This is a genomic window from uncultured Sphingomonas sp. (assembly GCF_913774285.1).
Taxonomy (GTDB): domain Bacteria; phylum Pseudomonadota; class Alphaproteobacteria; order Sphingomonadales; family Sphingomonadaceae; genus Sphingomonas.
This window is the reverse complement of the sequence record NZ_CAJYHX010000006.1, coordinates 112727-130396: the sequence shown is the minus strand read 5'-3', so window position 1 is coordinate 130396 and position 17670 is coordinate 112727. Positions and strand designations below refer to the sequence as shown.

The 17670-nt window shown below is 68.0% G+C and carries 17 protein-coding genes; 10 read left to right on the top strand and 7 right to left on the bottom strand.

Annotated elements, in window-relative coordinates; genetic code table 11:
• Positions 1-51: 51 nt before the first annotated feature.
• Positions 52-315, top strand: coding sequence for a hypothetical protein (locus QZ670_RS02405; RefSeq protein WP_294251642.1), 264 nt, complete (start codon positions 52-54; stop codon positions 313-315).
• Positions 312-1334 carry a Holliday junction branch migration DNA helicase RuvB gene (gene ruvB / locus QZ670_RS02400; RefSeq protein ID WP_084583095.1) on the top strand — a complete coding sequence of 341 codons (1023 nt, stop codon included), beginning with the start codon at positions 312-314 and terminating at the stop codon, positions 1332-1334. Before QZ670_RS02405 ends, ruvB begins: the two co-directional genes overlap by 4 nt.
• A 152-nt stretch (positions 1335-1486) precedes the next feature.
• On the opposite strand, the gene thiL is transcribed toward ruvB, so the two are convergent.
• Genes thiL through hisG form a run of 4 tightly spaced genes read right to left on the bottom strand, consistent with a single transcriptional unit; the run spans position 1487 to position 4822 of the window.
• Positions 1487-2386 carry a thiamine-phosphate kinase gene (thiL, locus tag QZ670_RS02395; protein WP_294251631.1) on the bottom strand — a complete coding sequence of 300 codons (900 nt, stop codon included), beginning with the start codon at positions 2384-2386 and terminating at the stop codon, positions 1487-1489.
• Positions 2387-2414: 28 nt separating this feature from the next.
• Positions 2415-2876, bottom strand: coding sequence for a transcription antitermination factor NusB (nusB, locus tag QZ670_RS02390; protein WP_294251629.1), 462 nt, complete (start codon positions 2874-2876; stop codon positions 2415-2417).
• A gap of 12 nt (positions 2877-2888) precedes the next feature.
• Positions 2889-4175 carry a histidinol dehydrogenase gene (gene hisD / locus QZ670_RS02385; RefSeq protein WP_294251624.1) on the bottom strand — a complete coding sequence of 429 codons (1287 nt, stop codon included), beginning with the start codon at positions 4173-4175 and terminating at the stop codon, positions 2889-2891.
• Entirely contained in the window at positions 4172-4822 is a 651-nt protein-coding gene (gene hisG / locus QZ670_RS02380) for an ATP phosphoribosyltransferase (protein WP_064310984.1), read from the bottom strand. The genes hisD and hisG overlap by 4 nt, the downstream gene beginning before the upstream one ends.
• A gap of 61 nt (positions 4823-4883) precedes the next feature.
• On the opposite strand from hisG, the gene QZ670_RS02375 reads away from it, so the two are divergent.
• On the top strand, positions 4884-5966 hold the full coding sequence (locus QZ670_RS02375) for a DUF2332 domain-containing protein (protein ID WP_294251613.1): 1083 nt from the start codon (positions 4884-4886) through the stop codon (positions 5964-5966).
• 234 nt (positions 5967-6200) lie between these two features.
• The gene (locus tag QZ670_RS02370; RefSeq protein ID WP_294251608.1) at positions 6201-9005 is read left to right on the top strand and encodes a TonB-dependent receptor; all 2805 of its coding nucleotides are present in this window, start codon (positions 6201-6203) and stop codon (positions 9003-9005) included.
• A 70-nt stretch (positions 9006-9075) separates the two neighbouring features.
• Here QZ670_RS02370 and QZ670_RS02365 read toward each other — a convergent pair whose 3' ends face one another.
• Both QZ670_RS02365 and QZ670_RS02360 read right to left on the bottom strand, forming a co-directional pair.
• Positions 9076-9975, bottom strand: a complete 900-nt coding sequence (locus QZ670_RS02365; RefSeq protein ID WP_294251605.1) for an alpha/beta hydrolase — start codon at positions 9973-9975, stop codon at positions 9076-9078.
• 101 nt (positions 9976-10076) lie between these two features.
• Positions 10077-10976: a pirin family protein gene (locus tag QZ670_RS02360; protein ID WP_294251603.1), complete on the bottom strand. Its 900-nt coding sequence runs from the start codon at positions 10974-10976 to the stop codon at positions 10077-10079.
• 192 nt (positions 10977-11168) lie between these two features.
• Here QZ670_RS02360 and QZ670_RS02355 point away from each other — a divergent pair, with 192 nt between their 5' ends.
• From QZ670_RS02355 to QZ670_RS02330, 6 genes are all read left to right on the top strand, one after another.
• Positions 11169-11813 carry a PepSY-associated TM helix domain-containing protein gene (locus QZ670_RS02355; RefSeq protein ID WP_294251598.1) on the top strand — a complete coding sequence of 215 codons (645 nt, stop codon included), beginning with the start codon at positions 11169-11171 and terminating at the stop codon, positions 11811-11813.
• 10 nt (positions 11814-11823) lie between these two features.
• A complete protein-coding gene (locus QZ670_RS02350) occupies positions 11824-12348 on the top strand; it encodes a DUF2271 domain-containing protein (protein ID WP_093298143.1) in 525 nt (174 codons plus the stop codon).
• A gap of 18 nt (positions 12349-12366) precedes the next feature.
• Positions 12367-13251 (top strand): DUF4198 domain-containing protein, encoded by an 885-nt coding sequence (locus QZ670_RS02345; protein ID WP_294251591.1) that lies wholly within the window; start codon positions 12367-12369, stop codon positions 13249-13251.
• Between the two features lie 98 nt (positions 13252-13349).
• The gene (locus tag QZ670_RS02340) at positions 13350-14243 is read left to right on the top strand and encodes an FAD:protein FMN transferase (RefSeq protein WP_294251588.1); all 894 of its coding nucleotides are present in this window, start codon (positions 13350-13352) and stop codon (positions 14241-14243) included.
• Positions 14244-14315: 72 nt separating this feature from the next.
• Complete coding sequence (cobT, locus tag QZ670_RS02335; RefSeq protein ID WP_294251585.1) at positions 14316-16145, top strand: cobaltochelatase subunit CobT; 1830 nt, start codon at positions 14316-14318, stop codon at positions 16143-16145.
• Between the two features lie 4 nt (positions 16146-16149).
• On the top strand, positions 16150-16404 hold the full coding sequence (locus tag QZ670_RS02330) for a ribbon-helix-helix domain-containing protein (RefSeq protein WP_294251582.1): 255 nt from the start codon (positions 16150-16152) through the stop codon (positions 16402-16404).
• A gap of 146 nt (positions 16405-16550) precedes the next feature.
• Here QZ670_RS02330 and QZ670_RS02325 read toward each other — a convergent pair whose 3' ends face one another.
• Positions 16551-17498 carry an alpha/beta hydrolase gene (locus QZ670_RS02325; protein WP_294251578.1) on the bottom strand — a complete coding sequence of 316 codons (948 nt, stop codon included), beginning with the start codon at positions 17496-17498 and terminating at the stop codon, positions 16551-16553.
• Between the last annotated feature and the right edge of the window lie 172 nt (positions 17499-17670).

The window sequence follows — 17670 nt, the reverse complement described above, 5'->3', positions numbered from 1 at the left end:
GATGCGCCTGTCGGACGCTGCTGGCCAGCCGCAAACGATCGAAACCGTGCGATGAGCGGGCATATCGATCCCGTCATCGTCCATCTGCGCGATCGCATCCTCGATGCAGACGGCACGCTGGAGGAGGACTATAACTACCTCGTCTACGACTTCGGCGACGACCATATCGCCCGCGCCTATCTCGATACGCCGGGGCGGGTGGCGGTGATGCGGCAGGGGCCGGTGCCGGACGCGGTGCTCGCCTATCTTCGCCTGCGGTTCGACGTGATCGACCAACTCGGCCCTAGCGGCTATAAAACCATCTGGACTGCATGACCGATACCGATCGCCTCCTCACCGCCGGCCGCCGCGCCGAAGACGTCGACGCCGCGCTGCGCCCCAAGTCACTCGACGAGTTCGTCGGGCAGAAGGCCGCGCGCGAGAATCTCCGCGTGTTCATTGATGCCGCGAAGGCGCGCGGCGACGCGCTGGACCATGTGCTGTTCTTCGGCCCCCCGGGACTGGGCAAGACCACGCTGGCCCAGATCATCGCGCGCGAAATGGGGGTGGGATTCCGCTCCACCTCCGGGCCGGTGATCGTGAAGTCGGGGGATCTGGCGGCGCTGCTCACCAATCTCGAGGATGGCGACGTGCTGTTCATCGACGAGATTCACCGGCTCAATCCGGCGGTGGAAGAGGTGCTGTATCCGGCGATGGAGGACCGCGCACTCGACCTGATGATCGGCGAGGGCCCCTCGGCGCGCAGCGTGCGGATCGATCTGCCGCGCTTCACGCTGGTCGGGGCGACGACCCGGCAGGGGCTGCTGACGACGCCGCTGCGCGACCGTTTCGGTATCCCGGTGCGACTGCAATTCTACACGGTGGACGAATTGGAGCGGGTGGTGACGCGCGCCGCCGGGCTGCTGGGCCTGGACATCGCCGCCGATGGTGCGCGTGAAGTCGCCCGTCGTTCGCGGGGTACGCCGCGTATCGCCGGGCGCCTGCTGCGCCGGGTGCGCGACTTCGCCAATGTGTTCGGCGAGGCGGTGGTGCATGCCAAAGTGGCCGATGCGGCGCTCAACCGGCTGGAAGTGGACGGGCTCGGCCTCGACGCGATGGACCGGCGCTACCTGATGATGATCGCCGACGTCTATCGCGGCGGCCCGGTGGGGGTGGAGACGCTCGCCGCGGGGCTCAGCGAGCCGCGCGACACCGTCGAGGAAGTGATCGAGCCCTATCTGATCCAGCTCGGCCTGATCGCGCGGACGGCGCGCGGGCGCTGCCTGAACGGACCGGGCTGGAAGCATCTCGGGCTCAACCCGCCCGCGGGATCGCAGGACGGACTGTTCGACTGAGGGGCGACCATATCCTCCCCCGCCAGGGGGAGGTGGCAGGCCGCAGGCCTGACGGAGGGGGAGGAAGCACGACGGTCCGAGAGGTTCTGGCATCCTCCCCTTCCGTCGCCTTCGGCGCCACCTCCCCCTGGCGGGGGAGGATAGGCTCTACTTCACTCGCCGTGCTCGAAGCCCAACCGGTCCGGCAGCGCCAGCGCTAGGCCGCCATCGTGGAGCGTCAGCCCTGCGCCCTCGCTGAACGCGCCGAGGCACGTCGCTGCCACCGGGAGCGGTCCCGGCGGCGCCGCAAACAGCAGCTCGTAATCGTCGCCCGCGGTCGCGGCGGCCAGCCGCGCCGCGCGATCCCCGCCGCGCACGGCCTGATAGTCCGCCGAGAGCGGCACGGCGGCGAGATCGATCGTCACCGCGAGCCCGCTCGCGTCGGCCATGCGTGCGGCATCGATCAGCAGCCCGTCGGACACGTCCATCATCGCGTGCACCCCCGAGGCGAGCGCCTGCCCCTCTTCCAGCCGCGGCGTCGGGCGGCGATAGCGGTCGAGCAGCGTCGCCGGTCCTTCGCCGGACAGCGCGACCGCCAGCCCCGCGCCGCCATCGCCGATGGTGCCGGTAACGTAGAGCAGGTCGCCCGGCTGCGCGCCGCTTCTCGCGGGCGCATGGGGCGAGCGGCCGAGCGCCGTCAGCGACAGCGTTCGCGGCACGCCTGCAGGCGCCTTCACCGTGTCCCCGCCGATCAGCGGGCAAGCAAAGGCTGCCAGCGCTGCGTCCAGCCCTGCCAGGAACGACGAATCCCAGGCATCGTCCCCCGCCAGCGGATAGCCGAGCAGCACACCCTCCGGCACCGCGCCTTTGGCCGCGAGATCGGACAGGTTCACCGCCACCAGCTTCCAGGCGACGTCCTCCGCCGGGTCGTCGGGCAGATAATGCACGCCCTCCACCAGCACGTCATGGGTGAGAACGAGGTCGCCGAGGACGGCCGCATCATCGCGCAGCCCGCGCGCTCCGGCATGGAGCGGCAGGTGGCGCAGATAGGCAAGGAACGCCGCTTCGTTCATCCCGCCCGGCACGGGGCAGGGGCGCGCGTCAACCGCGCGCGTCCTTGGCGATCGCGTCGAGAATGCCGTTCACGAACCCCTTTTCACGGCGATCGTAGAAGGCGTCGGTGACATCCAGATATTCGCTGATCACTGCAGCGGTCGGCACGTCCTTGCGGGCGAGCAGTTCATAGGTGCCGGCGCGCAGGATCTGGCGCATCGGCTTGTCGAGCCGCTCCAGCGTCCAGCCGGTGCTCAGCTTCGCCGCGATGATGCCGTCGATCTCCTCGCGGCGGGCATCGGTGCCGCTGACGATGTCGTCGAAGAAGGCGATGTCGGCGTCGGCATATTCGACGTCCTCGATGATCGCGCCGAGCCGGTGCTGGTGGAACTCGTGCAGCAGCGCGGGGATCGAGGTGCCCTCCATCTCGCGCTGATAGAGTGCCTGGACGGCACCGAGACGCGCGGCGGCGCGGGCCTTGGAACGGGAACGTGCTTGCGGACTGGCCATATTCTTACTCTATCACTTTAGACGGATCGCGACCGACTTCGCGTGCGCGGGCAGGCCTTCGGCTTCTGCGAGCGCCACGGCGGCGGGGCCGATCGCGGCGAGCCCGGACGGATCCAGGCTCAGGAACGAGGTGCGCTTCATGAAATCGAGCACGGAGAGGCCCGATGCGAAGCGCGCGCGCCGCCCGGTGGGCAGCACATGGTTGGGGCCGGCGACATAATCGCCGACGGCTTCCGGCGTATAGCGGCCGAGGAACACCGAGCCGGCGTGGCGTACCATGTCGAAGAGCGGCTCGGCATCGTCGCAGGCGAGTTCGAGATGCTCGGGCGCGAGGCGATCGACCAGCGGCATCGCGGTGGGCAGGTCGGGCACCAGGATGATCGCGCCGTTCGCGTCCCAGCTGGTGCGCGCGGTGGCGCCGGTGGCGAGCGTGGCGATCTGCGCATCGACGGCCGCCGCCACCTTGTCGGCGAAAGCGGGGTCGTCGGTGAACAGGATCGACTGGCTGGTGGGATCGTGCTCGGCCTGGCTGAGCAGGTCGGCGGCGATCCACTCGGGATCGTTCTTGCCGTCCGCCACCACCACGATCTCGGAGGGCCCCGCGACCATGTCGATGCCGACCACGCCGTACAGCTGGCGCTTGGCTTCGGCCACCCAGGCATTGCCCGGGCCCGTGACGACGTCGACCGGCGCGATCGTCTCGGTGCCATAGGCGAGGGCGGCCACGGCCTGCGCGCCGCCGACGCGGTACAGCTCGTCCACACCTGCGACGTGCGCGGCGGCGAGGACCAGCGGGTTGACTTCGCCATTGGGAGTAGGGGTGACCATCACCAGCCGGCGCACGCCCGCCGCCTTCGCGGGGATGGCGTTCATCAGCACCGAGCTGGGATAGGCTGCGCGGCCGCCGGGCACGTACACGCCCGCCGCATCGACCGGCGTCCAGCGCGCGCCGAGGCGGATGCCCTGCGCGTCGGTTTCGTCGCGATCCTCGGGGCGCTGCTTGGCGTGGTAGACCGCGATCCGCTCGGCGGCGAGTTCGAGCGCGTCGCGCAACTCGGGGCTCAGCCCTTCATAGGCGGCGAGGCAGTCGGCGCGGTCGATCGTCCAGCCCGAGCGATCGAGATCGTGCTTGTCGAACAGCCGGGTGAGGTCGCGCACCGCGACATCGCCTTCGTCGCGGACGCGCTTGATGATGTGCGTGACGTTGCGCGCGACATCGTCGTCGGCCTCGCGGCGGGCGTTGACCAAAGCGGTGAAGGCGTCGGCAAAGCCGGCGTCGGCGGAGTTCAGGCGGATCATGCCACGGCCTTTCTAAATCCATCCACCAGCGGCACGACTTCGCTCGCGCGCGTCTTGAAGGCGGCGCGGTTGACGATCAGGCGGCTGGTCACCTCGGCGATCACTTCCACCTCTACCAGGCCGTTTTCCTTTAGCGTGCGGCCCGAAGAGACGAGGTCGACGATGCGCGGGGCCAGACCCAGCACCGGTGCGAGTTCCATCGCGCCGTTGAGCTTGACGCACTCCGCCTGAACGCCGCGGGCCTCGAAATGGGCGCGGGTGATGTGCGGATACTTCGTCGCGACGCGGACATGGCTCCAGCCGCGCGGATCGTCCTGCTCGGCCAGCGCCACGGGTTCGGCGACCGAGATGCGGCAATGGCCGATGCCCAGGTCCACCGGCGCGTAGAGCTCCGAATAGTCGAACTCGGCCAGCACGTCCGAACCGACGATGCCCAGATGCGCGGCGCCATGCGCGACGAAGGTCGCCACGTCGAAGGCGCGCACCCGGATAAGGTCGATCGCGGGATTGTTGGTCGCGAAACGCAGCGCGCGCGAGTTCTTATCGGAAAAGGCGGCTTCGGGCACGATGCCGACGGCTGCCAGCAAGGGCAACGCCTCTTCGAGAATCCGGCCTTTCGGCACGGCAAGGATCAACGGCTCGGTCATGGGTGCGGGGGCTTTACTTGGGGGGCGCCATGGGCGCAACAGGCGCCAAAGGGAGATGCGCATGGCAAGCGAAGCCGAGAACCGCAAGAGTTTTGCCATCCAGGCCGGCTATTGCGCGGCGATGGACGCGCCGATCACCGCGCGCATCTGTACCGCGCTGGGGCAGGGCATCACCCGCGCAAGCGAAACCGGCCGCCGCGTGCTCGACTGGCCGGGCGAGCCGGTGGCGGATGCGCTGGTGCTGCGGCTGGTCGGCGGGCTGCATGCGCTCCACCGGCGCGGCGTGCCCGAACTGCGGCGCATCTTCACCGGCGAGGAGACCGATCTCGGCCGGATCGGCGCGGCGCTCGACGCGGTGCTCTCGGCCTATGACCTGCCGCTGATGCCCTGGCTGTACGGGCCGCCCCAGACAAACGAGGCGGCGCGCTCCAACGGATTGATGACCGGGCTGCTCCACCTGGCGACGCGCTACGGCCCGCGATTCGAGCTGCTCGAGATCGGATCGAGTGCCGGGCTGAACCTGATGCTGGGGCGCTACCGTTTCGATCTGGACGGCGTTGCAGTCGGTCCGACCGAGTCGCCGCTGGTGCTGCGGCCGGACTGGCGGGGGAGTCCGCCGCCTGCTGCGCCGGTGGAGATCGTCTCCGCCCGCGGGGTGGACATCGCGCCGCTCGACCTGACCGACGACCGCGATGCCGATCGGCTGCAGGCCTATGTCTGGGTCGATGCGGTGGAGCGACAGGTGCGGCTTGAGACCGCGATAGCGATGCTCCGTGCCGCGCCGGTGCGGCTGGAGCGCGGGGACGCCGCCGAGTGGCTCGAAGCCCGCCTCGGCGAGCCGCAGCCGGCAGGGGTGACGCGGGTGCTGCTGCATTCGGTCGTCTGGCAATATCTGCGCCCCGAGGCGCAGGCGCGGATCGCCGCGATGATGGAGGCGGCCGGGGCCGCCGCGACGCTCGAGCGCCCGCTGGGCTGGGTGATGATGGAGCCCAACCGCGATCTCGCGGTGCAGGAGGTGCGGGTGCGCGGCTGGCCCGGCGACACGCCGATGGAGCTGGTCGCGCGGACGCATGCGCATGGCGCCTGGGTTGAGGGGCTAGCCCCGCCCTATGACACTACACCGTATGTGATGCGCGCGGCCTGAGGCCGCGCCACCGCCCCTGCGCATCCTGCCCGTCGATCGCGGCGCCGCCGCGGCCGCAACTGCTTGCGACTGCACGTCTTTCATCGCTGACGATGAAATTTCATCCGTGCATCATTGACAGCTTTTCCATTTTGTCAGACTTAAAAGATCGAAACCGCGCCTGTCGCGGTGTTCTGTGTCTGTCGCAGCGATCGGGAAAGCCCGAGCCGATGGACGCCAAAAGGGGAGGACGACGTGACTCGCAAACCGATTCTTTTGCTGGGCGGGGCGCTGGCCGCGCTTGCCGCCACCACGCCCGCATGGGCGCAATCTGCCGCAACGCCCGAGGAAGGGGCGCAAAAGCCGAGCGCGCAGAGCAATGCGACCGAAGAGGAAATCCTGGTTACCGGCATCCGCGCCAGCCTTGCCTCAGCGCGCGAGTTCAAGCGCAATTCGGACTCGATCCTCGATGCTATCGTCGCCGAAGACATTGGCAAGTTGCCGGACAATAATGCGGCAGAGAGCCTTGCGCGCCTGCCTGGCGTGCAGGTCGGCCGCTATGCCGACGAGGCGTCGGGCATCCTGATCCGCGGCCTGCCGGACGTCGGCACCTCGTTCAACGGGCGCGAGATCTTCACCGCCGAGAACCGGACCGTGGCGGTGCAGGACTTCCCGGCGGGGGCGCTGGCGGCACTCGAAGTCTACAAGTCGGCGACCGCCGATCTGATCGAGCCGGGCCTGGCCGGGCTGGTCAATGTCCGCTCGCGCCGTCCGTTCGACTTCAAGGGGCTGGAGATCGCCGGGGCGATCCGCGCCTCGTACAACGACCAGTCGAAGAAGACGAACCCCAACGGGAATCTGCTGATCAGTGACCGCTGGAACACGCCGATCGGCGAGATGGGTGCGCTGATCAACGTCGCGTACAACCGTTTCTATTACAACAACGCGATCCGCTATACGAACGGCGGGGTCGATCCGGTGGCGAACAGCAAGGCGACGCTGCCCGCCGGCGAGGCGGCCGATTTCCGCTTGCCGTACAGCGTCGGCCTCTATTATCCGCGCGGCCTGCGCGAGCGGCCCTCGGTCAACGGCTCGCTCCAGTGGAAGCCGGCGCACAATCTCGAAATCTATGCCGACGGCCTGTGGCAGGCCTTCCGCAACCAGGGCTCGACCGAGAGCTTCGACGTGTCGCTGCTGCGCGCCGCGCCGAAGAATGCCGCGGGCGTCGAGGTGCCGCCGAACCTGTTCAACATCGTTCGCGTACCCGGCGAGGCGAACAAGCTGGTCAGCGTGAGCAAGACCGGCGGCTATCCGGCGGAGATGTTCCGTTCGACCACGCGCGATTACACCAACACCTACCAGGCCGCCGCCGGCTTCATCTGGACCACCGGCCGGGCGGTGATCTCGAGCGATTTCGCCTATACCTTCTCGGAATATGGCAACAACGAAGCCAGCCTGGACGGGCAGACCGCCGCCGCCCCGCCGGTCAACGTGATCTTCGAGAAGGACAAGTCCTCCTGGTTCGATCTCGGCAATTACGATATGACCAATCCCGCCAACTATGTGTGGCGCGGCTTCTACCAGAAGGAATATTACGTCAGCGGCGCCGGTCTCCAGTGGCGCGGCGACGTCGCGCTGGATACCGAGATCGGCTGGCTGCCCAAGATCAAGTTCGGCCTGCGCGCGACCGACCGCGATGCCAAGCGCCGCCAGGGCAACCGCTATGCCTATACGCCGACGCTGGGCATCGCGCTCGCCAGCCTGCCCACCGGCAGCCTGGAGCAGGTGCAGGACGGCTTCCGCGGCGACGGCCCGCCGTTCCGCAACTGGCTGATGCCCTCCTACGACGCGATCCAGAGCAACGCCGAAGCGCTGCGCCAGCTATCCTACGCGTCGCTTCAGAAGATCGTTGCCGCCAACCCGAACGACCAGGGCTATAAGGATGCGTTGAAGCAGTTCAGCACCCAGGCGATCCCGATGGATCCCTATGGCGGCTTCTACGCGAAGGAATCGAGCTACGCCGCCTATGCGTCGGCCGGCTACGCCTTCGATGTCGGTATCCCGATCGACGGCACCTTCGGGGTGCGGATCGTCAACACCGACGGACGCTATGTCGGCACGTCGAAGGTGACGGCAGTGGACGGCACGATTTCGGCCGTGACGGATACCAACCGGCAGAACTATGTCGACGTGCTGCCGAGCTTCGGGCTGCGCGCCAAGCTGGCGCAGGGGCTGCAGGCGCGGCTGGGCTTCACCATCACGCGCACCCGGCCAGGCTTCGGCCAGCTCAACCCGGCGTTCAGCCTCAACCGCAACACCGACACCAGCTCGGGCGGCAATAATGCGCGCTATGCCTTTTTCGGTTCGGGCGGCAATCCGGACCTGAAGCCGCTGACCTCGAAGAACTACGACGCGACGGTCGAATATTATTTCGGCCGCAACGGCGCGGTGAGCGGCGCGGTGTTCTACCGCGATCTGAAAGGGTTCATCAGCAACTATACGCGCGACGTGAACGACCCGGTCTACGGCCTGATCCAGATCAGCCGGCCGGAAAATGCCGGCACCGGCAAGATCAAGGGCTTCGAGCTTTCGGCGCAGAGCTTCTTCGATTTCCTGCCGGGCTGGCTGAGCGGGTTCGGCGCGCAGGCCAACCTCACCTATGTCGATGCCAAGAACCAGCTGCCGGCAGCGCTCGGCACGGCGCAGCCGATGGTCTCGCTGACCGGCCTGTCGAAATGGTCGTATAACCTCAGCGGCTTCTATGAGCGTGACAAGGTTTCCTTCCGCCTGTCGTACAATTATCGCAGCTCTTATGTCGACTTCTACAGCAGAAACTCGAACGATGTCCAATATACCGGCCAGATGGTGCGGCCGATATCACGGCTGGATTTCTCAGCATCGTACACACCGATCGAGAACATCACGCTGACGGCGGAGGTCAATAACATCCTCGCGCAGCCGTTCAGTAACTATCGCTACTTCAATGAGACGCAGTACTATCCGATCGACACGCGTTACGAAGGGCGTTACTACAGCGCCGGCGTACGTTTCCGCTTCTGAGACCCGGGCTTTCGGTTCCTTCCCCCTGCGCCCGGCCTTGCCGGGCGCTTTTTTGCGTCCCGGCCTTTTCTCAGACGGGACGTGCAGCCAGCCATTCGAGCAACGCGGCGGTCACGTCCTCGGGTTTCTCCCAAGGCGCGAAATGGCCGGCGTCGCGGATCTGCACGATTCGATAGTCGGGGATCAGCGTCTCCAGCCCATCGAGCAGGCACGGCAGCAGCCCGCGATCGCGCATTCCCCAGATCACCAGGGTCGGCTGCGGCTGAAGCGGGAAAGGGCCGTCGATCCAGCTCGGCCGCGGCGGATCCTCGTCCATCGCCGGCACCACGATCTGCGTGGCGCGATACCAATTGAGCATCGCGGTGAGCGCACCCGGCTGGCTCCATTGTTCGAGATAGATCGCCTGTTCCTCAGGCGGCACCGTAACCTGCAGATGCTCGCCGAACAGCGAGAGCAGGAACTGCTCCAGCCCGGTCTTGTCCGGCGCGCGATCGAGTTCGGTCTCGCGAAAGAAGCGGATATATTGGCTGGCGCGGCGCTGGCCGGGATCGTCGAACAGCTTGCGCTGGAAGACCTGCGGGTGCGGCGCGTTGATGATCACCAGCCGGGCGACCCGCTTGGGTTCGCGCAGGGCCGCCATCCAGGCGATCGCGCCGCCCCAGTCATGCCCGACCAGCGTGAAGCGTTCGACTCCCAGCGAATCGGCGAGCGCGAACACGTCCGCCGCGATCTTGTCGGCGGCATAGGCCTCGACGCCGTCGGGCTTGGACGAGCCGGCATAGCCGCGCTGGTCGGGTGCGATCACGAAATAGCGCTCCGCCAGCGCCGGGATCTGGTGCCGCCAGGTGCGATGCGATTCGGGGAAGCCGTGGAGCAGGATGACGGGGGGGGTGGCGGGATCCCCCGCCAGCGCGACGTTGAGCGTAACGCCCGTCGCCAGCGGCAGGCTGGTCTGTCGAATTGCGGTCACACGGCTCTCCCTGTTCCTGTCCGGCACCGCCTCCGTGCCGTCCAGTCTCTGCCCAAGGCCCTAGATGCGCCGGTTGGGCGAAAGCCGCAAGTAAAGGAAAACTAGGGGTAACTTACCGTCTTAGGAACCGCGGGGATGGGGATGAATTCCTTGTCGTCATTGGGCACCTTGGGGAAGGCGCCGGCCTTCCAGTCTTCCTTGGCCTGGTTGATCCGATCGCGGCTCGAGCTGACGAAATTCCACCAGACGTGGCGCGGCGTCTTGAACGCCTCGCCGCCGCAGAACATCACCCGCGCGCCGCGTTCGGAGCGCAGCGTCGCGCGGATGCCGGGGCGGAGCAGATAGAGCGTCATCGGCACCAGCGGCATGCCGTCCAGGCTCGCCTCACCCGTCGCGACATAGAGCGCGCGCTCGTCCGCCACCGCGTCGATGGGAATGCTGGCGCCGCCCTCGAGAACGATGTCGCCATAGATGGTCTGGGCATAGGTGGTGGTCGGCGCCGTGGCGCCCCACAGCTCGCCCATGATCACCCGCGCGCGGGCGCCATGCGCCTCGATGATCGGCAGATCGGCCGCCGCGACATGCTCGAAGGCCGGATCCATCTCTTCCAGCGCCTCGGGCAGCGCCAGCCAGGTCTGGATACCGGATAGCTCGGGGCCCTTCTCGCGCTCCGCGGAGGGCGAGCGTTCCGAATGGACGATGCCATGGCCCGCGGTCATCAGGTTCACCGCGCCCGGCTCGATGGTGGCGAAGGTGCCCAGCGAATCGCGATGGTCTATGGCGCCGGCGAACAGATAGGTGACGGTGGCGAGGTTGATGTGCGGGTGCGGGCGCACGTCGATGCCGGTGCCGACGTCGAGGATCGCCGGGCCCATCTGATCGAAGAAGATGAACGGTCCCACCATGGTGCGCGGGAGCGAGGGGAGGGTGCGATGCACCTTGAAGCCGCCCAGGTCGTGCGTGGTCGGCTCGATCGTCTGGATCACCAGGTCGTCGCGCATCGTTCGTCTCCGTGTTTGCTGGCCCCCGGATAGCCGCTCAGGCGCGCAACGCCCAGACAAACCAGCGGATAGGATCGGGAAGACAGCGTTTCCGAGGCGGCCGGTACAGCTTGTTACAACTCGATCGTTGTAAATGCGAATCGTTCGCGTTATCGCACCGGTCCGACCCTAGCCGAGATTCCTGATCGCCCGATGCACGCCCCGTCTCCTCCCGTCGCGCCCCGCAAGCGCAGCCGCAAGAGCTTCTGGCTCAAGCAGCTCCACACCTGGCACTGGATGAGCTCGGCGATCAGCCTGATCGGGCTGCTGCTGTTCGCGATCACCGGCTTCACGCTCAACCATGCATCGGACATCGAGGGCGCGCCGCAGACGGTGGATCGCGCCGCGCAGCTGCCACCCGCGCTGCTGCCGCTGGTCAAGCCCGACGACAAGCCCGACACCAAGCAGCCGCTGCCCGCGCCGGTGGCGGGCTGGCTGCGCACCACCCTGAAGATGCCGGCCGAGGGCGTCGCCGAATGGTCGGCCGACGAGATCTATCTCGCCCAGCCGCGCCCGGGCGGCGACGGCTGGATCGCGATCGAGCGCGACACCGGCAAGGTGACGAGCGAGAGCAGCTCACGCGGCTGGATCGCCTATCTCAACGATCTCCATAAGGGCCGCAACGCCGGCACCGCATGGAAATGGTTCATCGACGTCTTCGCCTTTGCCTGCCTGGTGTTCACGCTGACCGGGCTGGTGCTGCTGTGGATGCATTCGAAGCATCGCAAGAGCACCTGGCCGCTGGTTGCCGCCGGCCTCGCCATTCCTGCGCTGATCGCGCTGTTCTTGATTCACTAAAGGGGGTTTCATGCAGTTTCGCCTGACCGGACTCACCACGGCCGCGCTCGGCGCGGGCGCATTGCTGCCGAACGCGGCGGCGGCGCAGACGATGGATCTGTCGATCGAGCTGCCGCGCATCCGCGTGGCCGAATATCACAAGCCGTACGTCGCCGTGTGGCTGGAGAAGGAGGGGCAGGCGCCGCGCACGCTCTCCGTCTGGTACGATGTCGACAAGCGCGGCGGCGAGGGCACCAAGTGGCTGCACGAGGTGCGGCAATGGTGGCGCGCCTCGGGCCGCACGATGAGCTTCCCCGCCGACGGCATCAGCGGCGCCACCCGCGCGCCGGGCGTGCAGAAGCAGCGGCTTGTCGCCGGCAAGGGCGGCATGCCCGCGCTCACGCCCGGCCAGTATACGCTGGTGGTGGAAGCCGCGCGCGAAGTCGGCGGACGCGAAGTCGTGCGCCTGCCCTTCGCCTGGAACGGCAGCAGCGCCACCGCCACTGCCAAGGGCGCCAGCGAGCTCGGCGCCGTCTCGTTCACGCTCAAGCGCTAATCCGGGGGGATCGATACCATGAAGTTCCGCAAGCCGCTTTTCGCCCTCGCCGCTGTCACCGCGCTCGCCGCGCCGGCCGCGATCGCCCATCGCATGTGGCTGTTGCCCTCGTCGACGGTCGTCTCGGGCACCGACAACTGGGTGACGGTCGACGCCGCGGTGTCGAACGACCTCTTCTATTTCGACCATCGACCGATGGGTGCCGTTCCGACGATCACCCAGCCCGACGGCACCGAGGGCAAGGCCGAGCACCACAATGTCGGCCAGTTCCGCGCGACTTTCGACGTGCACCTCACCCAGCAGGGCACCTATCGAATCGCGGTGGTGAACCAGGGCGTGTTCGGCCGCTACACGCTGAACGGCGAGACCAAGATGCTCCCGCGCGGCACCACCAAGGCGCAGCTCGCCACCGTCATTCCGGCCGGCGCCACCGACGTGCAGACCAGCGAGATGCTCGCCCGCAACGAGATCTTCGTGACGCAGGGCGCACCGACCAGCACCGTGTTCAAGCCGACCGGCGAGGGCATCGAGCTGGTGCCGGTGACGCACCCCAACGACCTCGTCGCCAATGAGCCCGCGACCTTCCAGTTCCTGCTCGACGGGAAGCCAGCCTCGGGTCTGTACGTCACCACCATCCTCGGCGGCGGCCGCTACCGTGCGGCGCCGAAGCAGATGGAGCAGCGCACCGATGCGGCGGGCAAGGTGACGATTCGATGGCCCGAAGCAGGCATGTACTGGATCAACGTGACCCAGAACGCGCCGCAGCCTGAGGGGGAGGGGCCCCGTCCCCAGGCGCAGGGTGCAGGCGCGCGTCCGGCACAGGGCGGGCCGCAGGGCATGGGGGGCGTTCCCTCCGGCCGCCGCGTCAGCTACACGACCACGCTGGAGGTACTGGCACCCTGATCGCCGACGCACGTATTGCCATTCCCGAAAGCCTGTCGCCGGCGGCGTTCCACCGGCGGCGATCGGCCGCGCCCGTCGCCACCTTCGGCGGCGCGACGATGGGCACCACTTGGCGGCTGGTGGTCGTCGACCCTCCCGAGGACATCCGCGAGACCGTTCAGGCGGTGCTGATGCGGATGATCGCCGAGTTCAGCCATTGGGAGCCGGCCTCGCGCATCGGCCGGTTCAACCGCGGCATGCTCGGCTATTGGCAGCCGCTGTCGCCAGAGGCGGCGCGCGTGCTCGACGCGGCGCTGTCGGTCCACGCGGCGAGCGACGGTGCGTTCGATCCGGCTGCGGGCGTGCTCGCCGATTTATGGGGCTTCGGCCCCGTCGGACCGCGCGACGACGTGCCGAGCGCCTATGCGATCGGCGAGGCGAAGATCATGTCCGGGGCGCGCCACCTCGAGTTCGACCGCGAGCAGCGCCGCATCCGCCGGCGCGAGGCGGTGCAGATCGACCTGTCGGGTATCGCCAAGGGCTATGCGGTGGATGCCGTGGCCGAGCGGCTGGTGGCACTCGGCATTGAGGACTTCCTGATCGAGATCGGCGGCGAGCTGCGCGGCGAGGGGATCAAGCCCGACGGCCGGCCCTGGTGGGTTGAGCTGGAGCCGGTCCCCGCCAGTACGCTGGCGCCGCTCCGCGTGGCGCTGCACGGACTGTCGGTGGCGACCTCGGGCGACTATCGCCGCTTCTTCGAGCAAGGTGGACGCCGCTATGCGCACAGCATCGATCCGCGCACCGGCTGGCCGATCGACAACCAGGTCGTCTCGGTCTCGGTGCTGCACCGCGAGGCGATGCTGGCCGATGCCTGGGCGACCGCGCTGACGGTGCTGGGGCCCGCGGGCATGGCGCTCGCCGAACTCCAGGGGCTGGCAGCGCATATGGTGACGCGCGAGGGCGCGGCGTTCGCGGAGCGCCTGTCCCCTGCTTTGCTGGCGATGCTGGACTGACTGTACCAAGGGGTGCCGGTCGCGATGCTGGCGTTTCCTTGACATCTGCCCGATGGGGCGCATGTGGGAGGGATGGCGCAGGACAATCCCCTCGATCGGCTTCGCGACGTGCTCGCGGGCACCGCGCGTGCGCTCTCGGGTGCCGACGAACTCGAATTCGGCTTCACCGCCGACGCGCCGTTCCAGAGCGGCAAGACGGTCAAGGTGCCGATGCCCTCGCGCACCCTGCCGCCCGAGCAGGTCGCCGAGGCGCGCGGCTTTGCCGACAGCTTCGCGCTGCGGATGCGCCACCATGACGCGAACCTCCACGGCCGCACCGCGCCGCGCGAGCCGGTCGCCCGCGCCGTCTACGACGCGATCGAGACCGCGCGCGTCGAGGCGCTGGGGTCGCGTGGCTATGCCGGCATCGCCGACAATCTGGAGCAGGCGCTGGCGATGCGGCTGCGCTCGGACCCGATCGGCCGCGCCCGCACCCGCGACGAAGTGCCGCTGTCCACCGCGCTCGGGCTGATGGTCCGCGAACGGCTGACCGGCCGCGAATCGCCGTCGAGCGCCGCGCTAGGTCTGGCGCTGGTCCGCGACTGGATCGAGGAGAAGGCGGGGTCTGATCTCGATGCCATGGCCATGGCGATCGACGACCAGAACGCCTTTGCCGCGCTCGCCGCCAAGCTGCTCCAGGATCTCGAGCTGACCGAAGGCGAGATGGTCCCCGACGAAGCCGATGAAGGCGGCGACGAGGAAGAGGGCCAGGAAGAGCAGCAGGAGCAGGGCGAAGAGGAAGGCGAGTCCCAGCAGCAGCAGGGCGAGGGTCAGACCGAGGCACGCGGCGAGCAGCGCGAGTCCGAACAGGGCGAGGAAGGCGACCAGGAGCAGCAGTCCGAAGGCATGGACGATGGCGACGGCGAGCCGGGCGATGACGGCGACGAAGGCATGATGCCCGTCCGCCCCAACCGCCCGTGGAGCGACCTGCCGCCGAGCTTCGAATATCGTCCTTATACCACCCAGTTCGACGAGGTCGTGGCGGCGACGGACCTGTGCGACACCGACGAGCTGGAGCGGCTGCGCTCCTATCTTGACCAGCAGCTGGTGCATTTGCAGGGCGCGGTGACCAAGCTCGCCAACCGCTTGCAGCGGCGCCTCATGGCGCAACAGAGCCGCAGCTGGGATTTCGACCAGGACGAGGGCCTGCTCGATGCGGCCAGGCTCGCGCGGGTGGTGGTGAACCCGATGCAGTCGCTCAGCTACAAGATCGAGCGCGATACCGAGTTCAAGGACACGGTGGTGACGCTGCTGATCGACAATTCGGGCTCGATGCGCGGCCGTCCGATCTCGATCGCGGCGATCAGCGCGGACATTCTCGCGCGCACGCTGGAACGTGTCGGCGTGAAGACCGAAGTGCTCGGCTTCACCACCCGTGCCTGGAAGGGCGGCCAGTCGCGCGAGAAGTGGCTGGGCGAGGGCCGCATCGCGCAGCCGGGCCGGCTCAACGATCTGCGCCACATCATCTACAAGCAGGCCGACGAGCCGTGGCGCCGCGCGAAGAAGTCGCTTGGGCTGATGATGCGCGAGGGGCTGCTCAAGGAGAATATCGACGGCGAGGCGCTGCTCTGGGCGCACAGCCGGCTGATCGCCCGGCCCGAGGACCGCAAGATCCTGATGGTGATCTCCGACGGCGCACCGGTGGACGACTCGACGCTGTCGGTGAACTCGGGCTCGTACTTGGAGCGGCACCTGCGGCAGGTGATCGGCTGGATCGAGGCGCGTTCGCCGGTGGAACTGGCGGCGATCGGCATCGGCCATGACGTGACCCGCTATTACAGCCGGGCGGTGACGATCATGGACGCCGAGCAGCTCGCCGGCACGATGGTCGAGCAACTGGCCGCGCTGTTCGATACCGAGTGACGCCGTGGCGCTGGAGATCGTGCCGCCGCCGGGGGGCTTCCACGGGCCGCTAAAGCGCTCGATCACCATCGCGGGCCATCCAACCTCGATCAGCCTGGAGCCGATCTTCTGGGTTGCGCTGGAGGCGGCCGCAGTGGAGGCCGCGCTGCCGCTGAGCGCACTGGTCGCGGCGATCGACCATGCGCGGATCAGCGCGGAGGACCCGCCGAACCTGGCCAGCGCGATCCGCACGTGGCTGATGGCGGCAACGCGAAGGTAGCTTATACTCCCCCGCCAGGGGGAGGTGGCCCGCGCAGCGGGTCGGAGGGGGAGGAGGATGCCAGAACATCTGGCCGACATGCCTCCTCCCCCTCCGTCAGGCCTGCAGCCTGCCACCTCCCCTTGCGGGGGAGGATAGGGGCGGCCTTACGCCCCGGCCTTGATCCAGTCGTGCATGGTCATCCAGCGGACGAATTCGTCGAACCAGCCGGTGCTCGTGGTCTTCTTCGGGTACATGCCGAAGCCGTGGCCGCCCTGCTCGAACAGATGGAATTCCACCGGGCGCTTGGCGCCGCGCCAGCTGTCGATCAGGCCGAAGCCGGTATTGCCGAACAGCGGATCGTCGGCGGCCAGCGCCACGAACAGCGGCGGCGCGTCGGCGGGGACCTGGAAGGTGGTGAGTGGTCCGTAGATCGTGCCGATAAAGGCGGGCTTGGCATCCTGCCCGTCGAGCGCGGTCGCGAGCGTTAGCATTGCGCCCGCCGAGAAGCCGACCATGCCGACCTTGTCCGGCTGGACGTGCCATTCGCCCGCGCGCTTGCGCACCAGCGCGAAGGCCGCGCGCGCGTCGGTCACCTGGGTCGCGATTCCCGCCATCATCGCCTTGGGATCGGCACCGCGCGGCGGGCCGCCGCCGCCGCCGGCGAAGCGTGCCTTCATCGCAGCCTCATAGGCAGCGAGGTCCTGCGGGGTCTGGTTGAGCCGGTATTTCAGGACGAAGGCGGCGACGCCGTGCGCGGCGAGCGCCTTGGCGACATCCCAGCCTTCATTCTGCATCGACAGCGAGGTGAAGCCGCCGCCGGGCGCGACGATCACCGCAGTGCCGTTCGCCTTGGCGGGGTCGGGCAGGAAGGGGGTGAGCGTCGCCACCGTCACGTTGCGCGCGAATACGCTGCCATATTGGCTGTGCCAGCTCTCGGTCGCCGTGGCGCCGGGCAAGGCGCCGGTGCCGAGCGCGATCGCTGTCGGCTGCGCAGGCGTGGCGATGGCGGCCATCTTGTCGTTTTGCGCGAGCGCCGGTGCGCTCGCCACGCCGGCAAGCGCAAGCGCGACTCCAATGGCGCGGACCCGTCGCCGCGGCGTGCTGCTCCCCATCCTGGACGGTACGAAGTTCCACCACGTCATTCGCATTCCTCCCCTGTTGTTATGCACGGCAACTATTCATGGTACCGGTATCATTGTCCAACGAATTAGGTGCTGCACCGCGGCAAGGCGCAGTTGTTGCTTCCGGCGTGCCGAGAGTGCTTGCCCGCTATTCTGGCGCGGT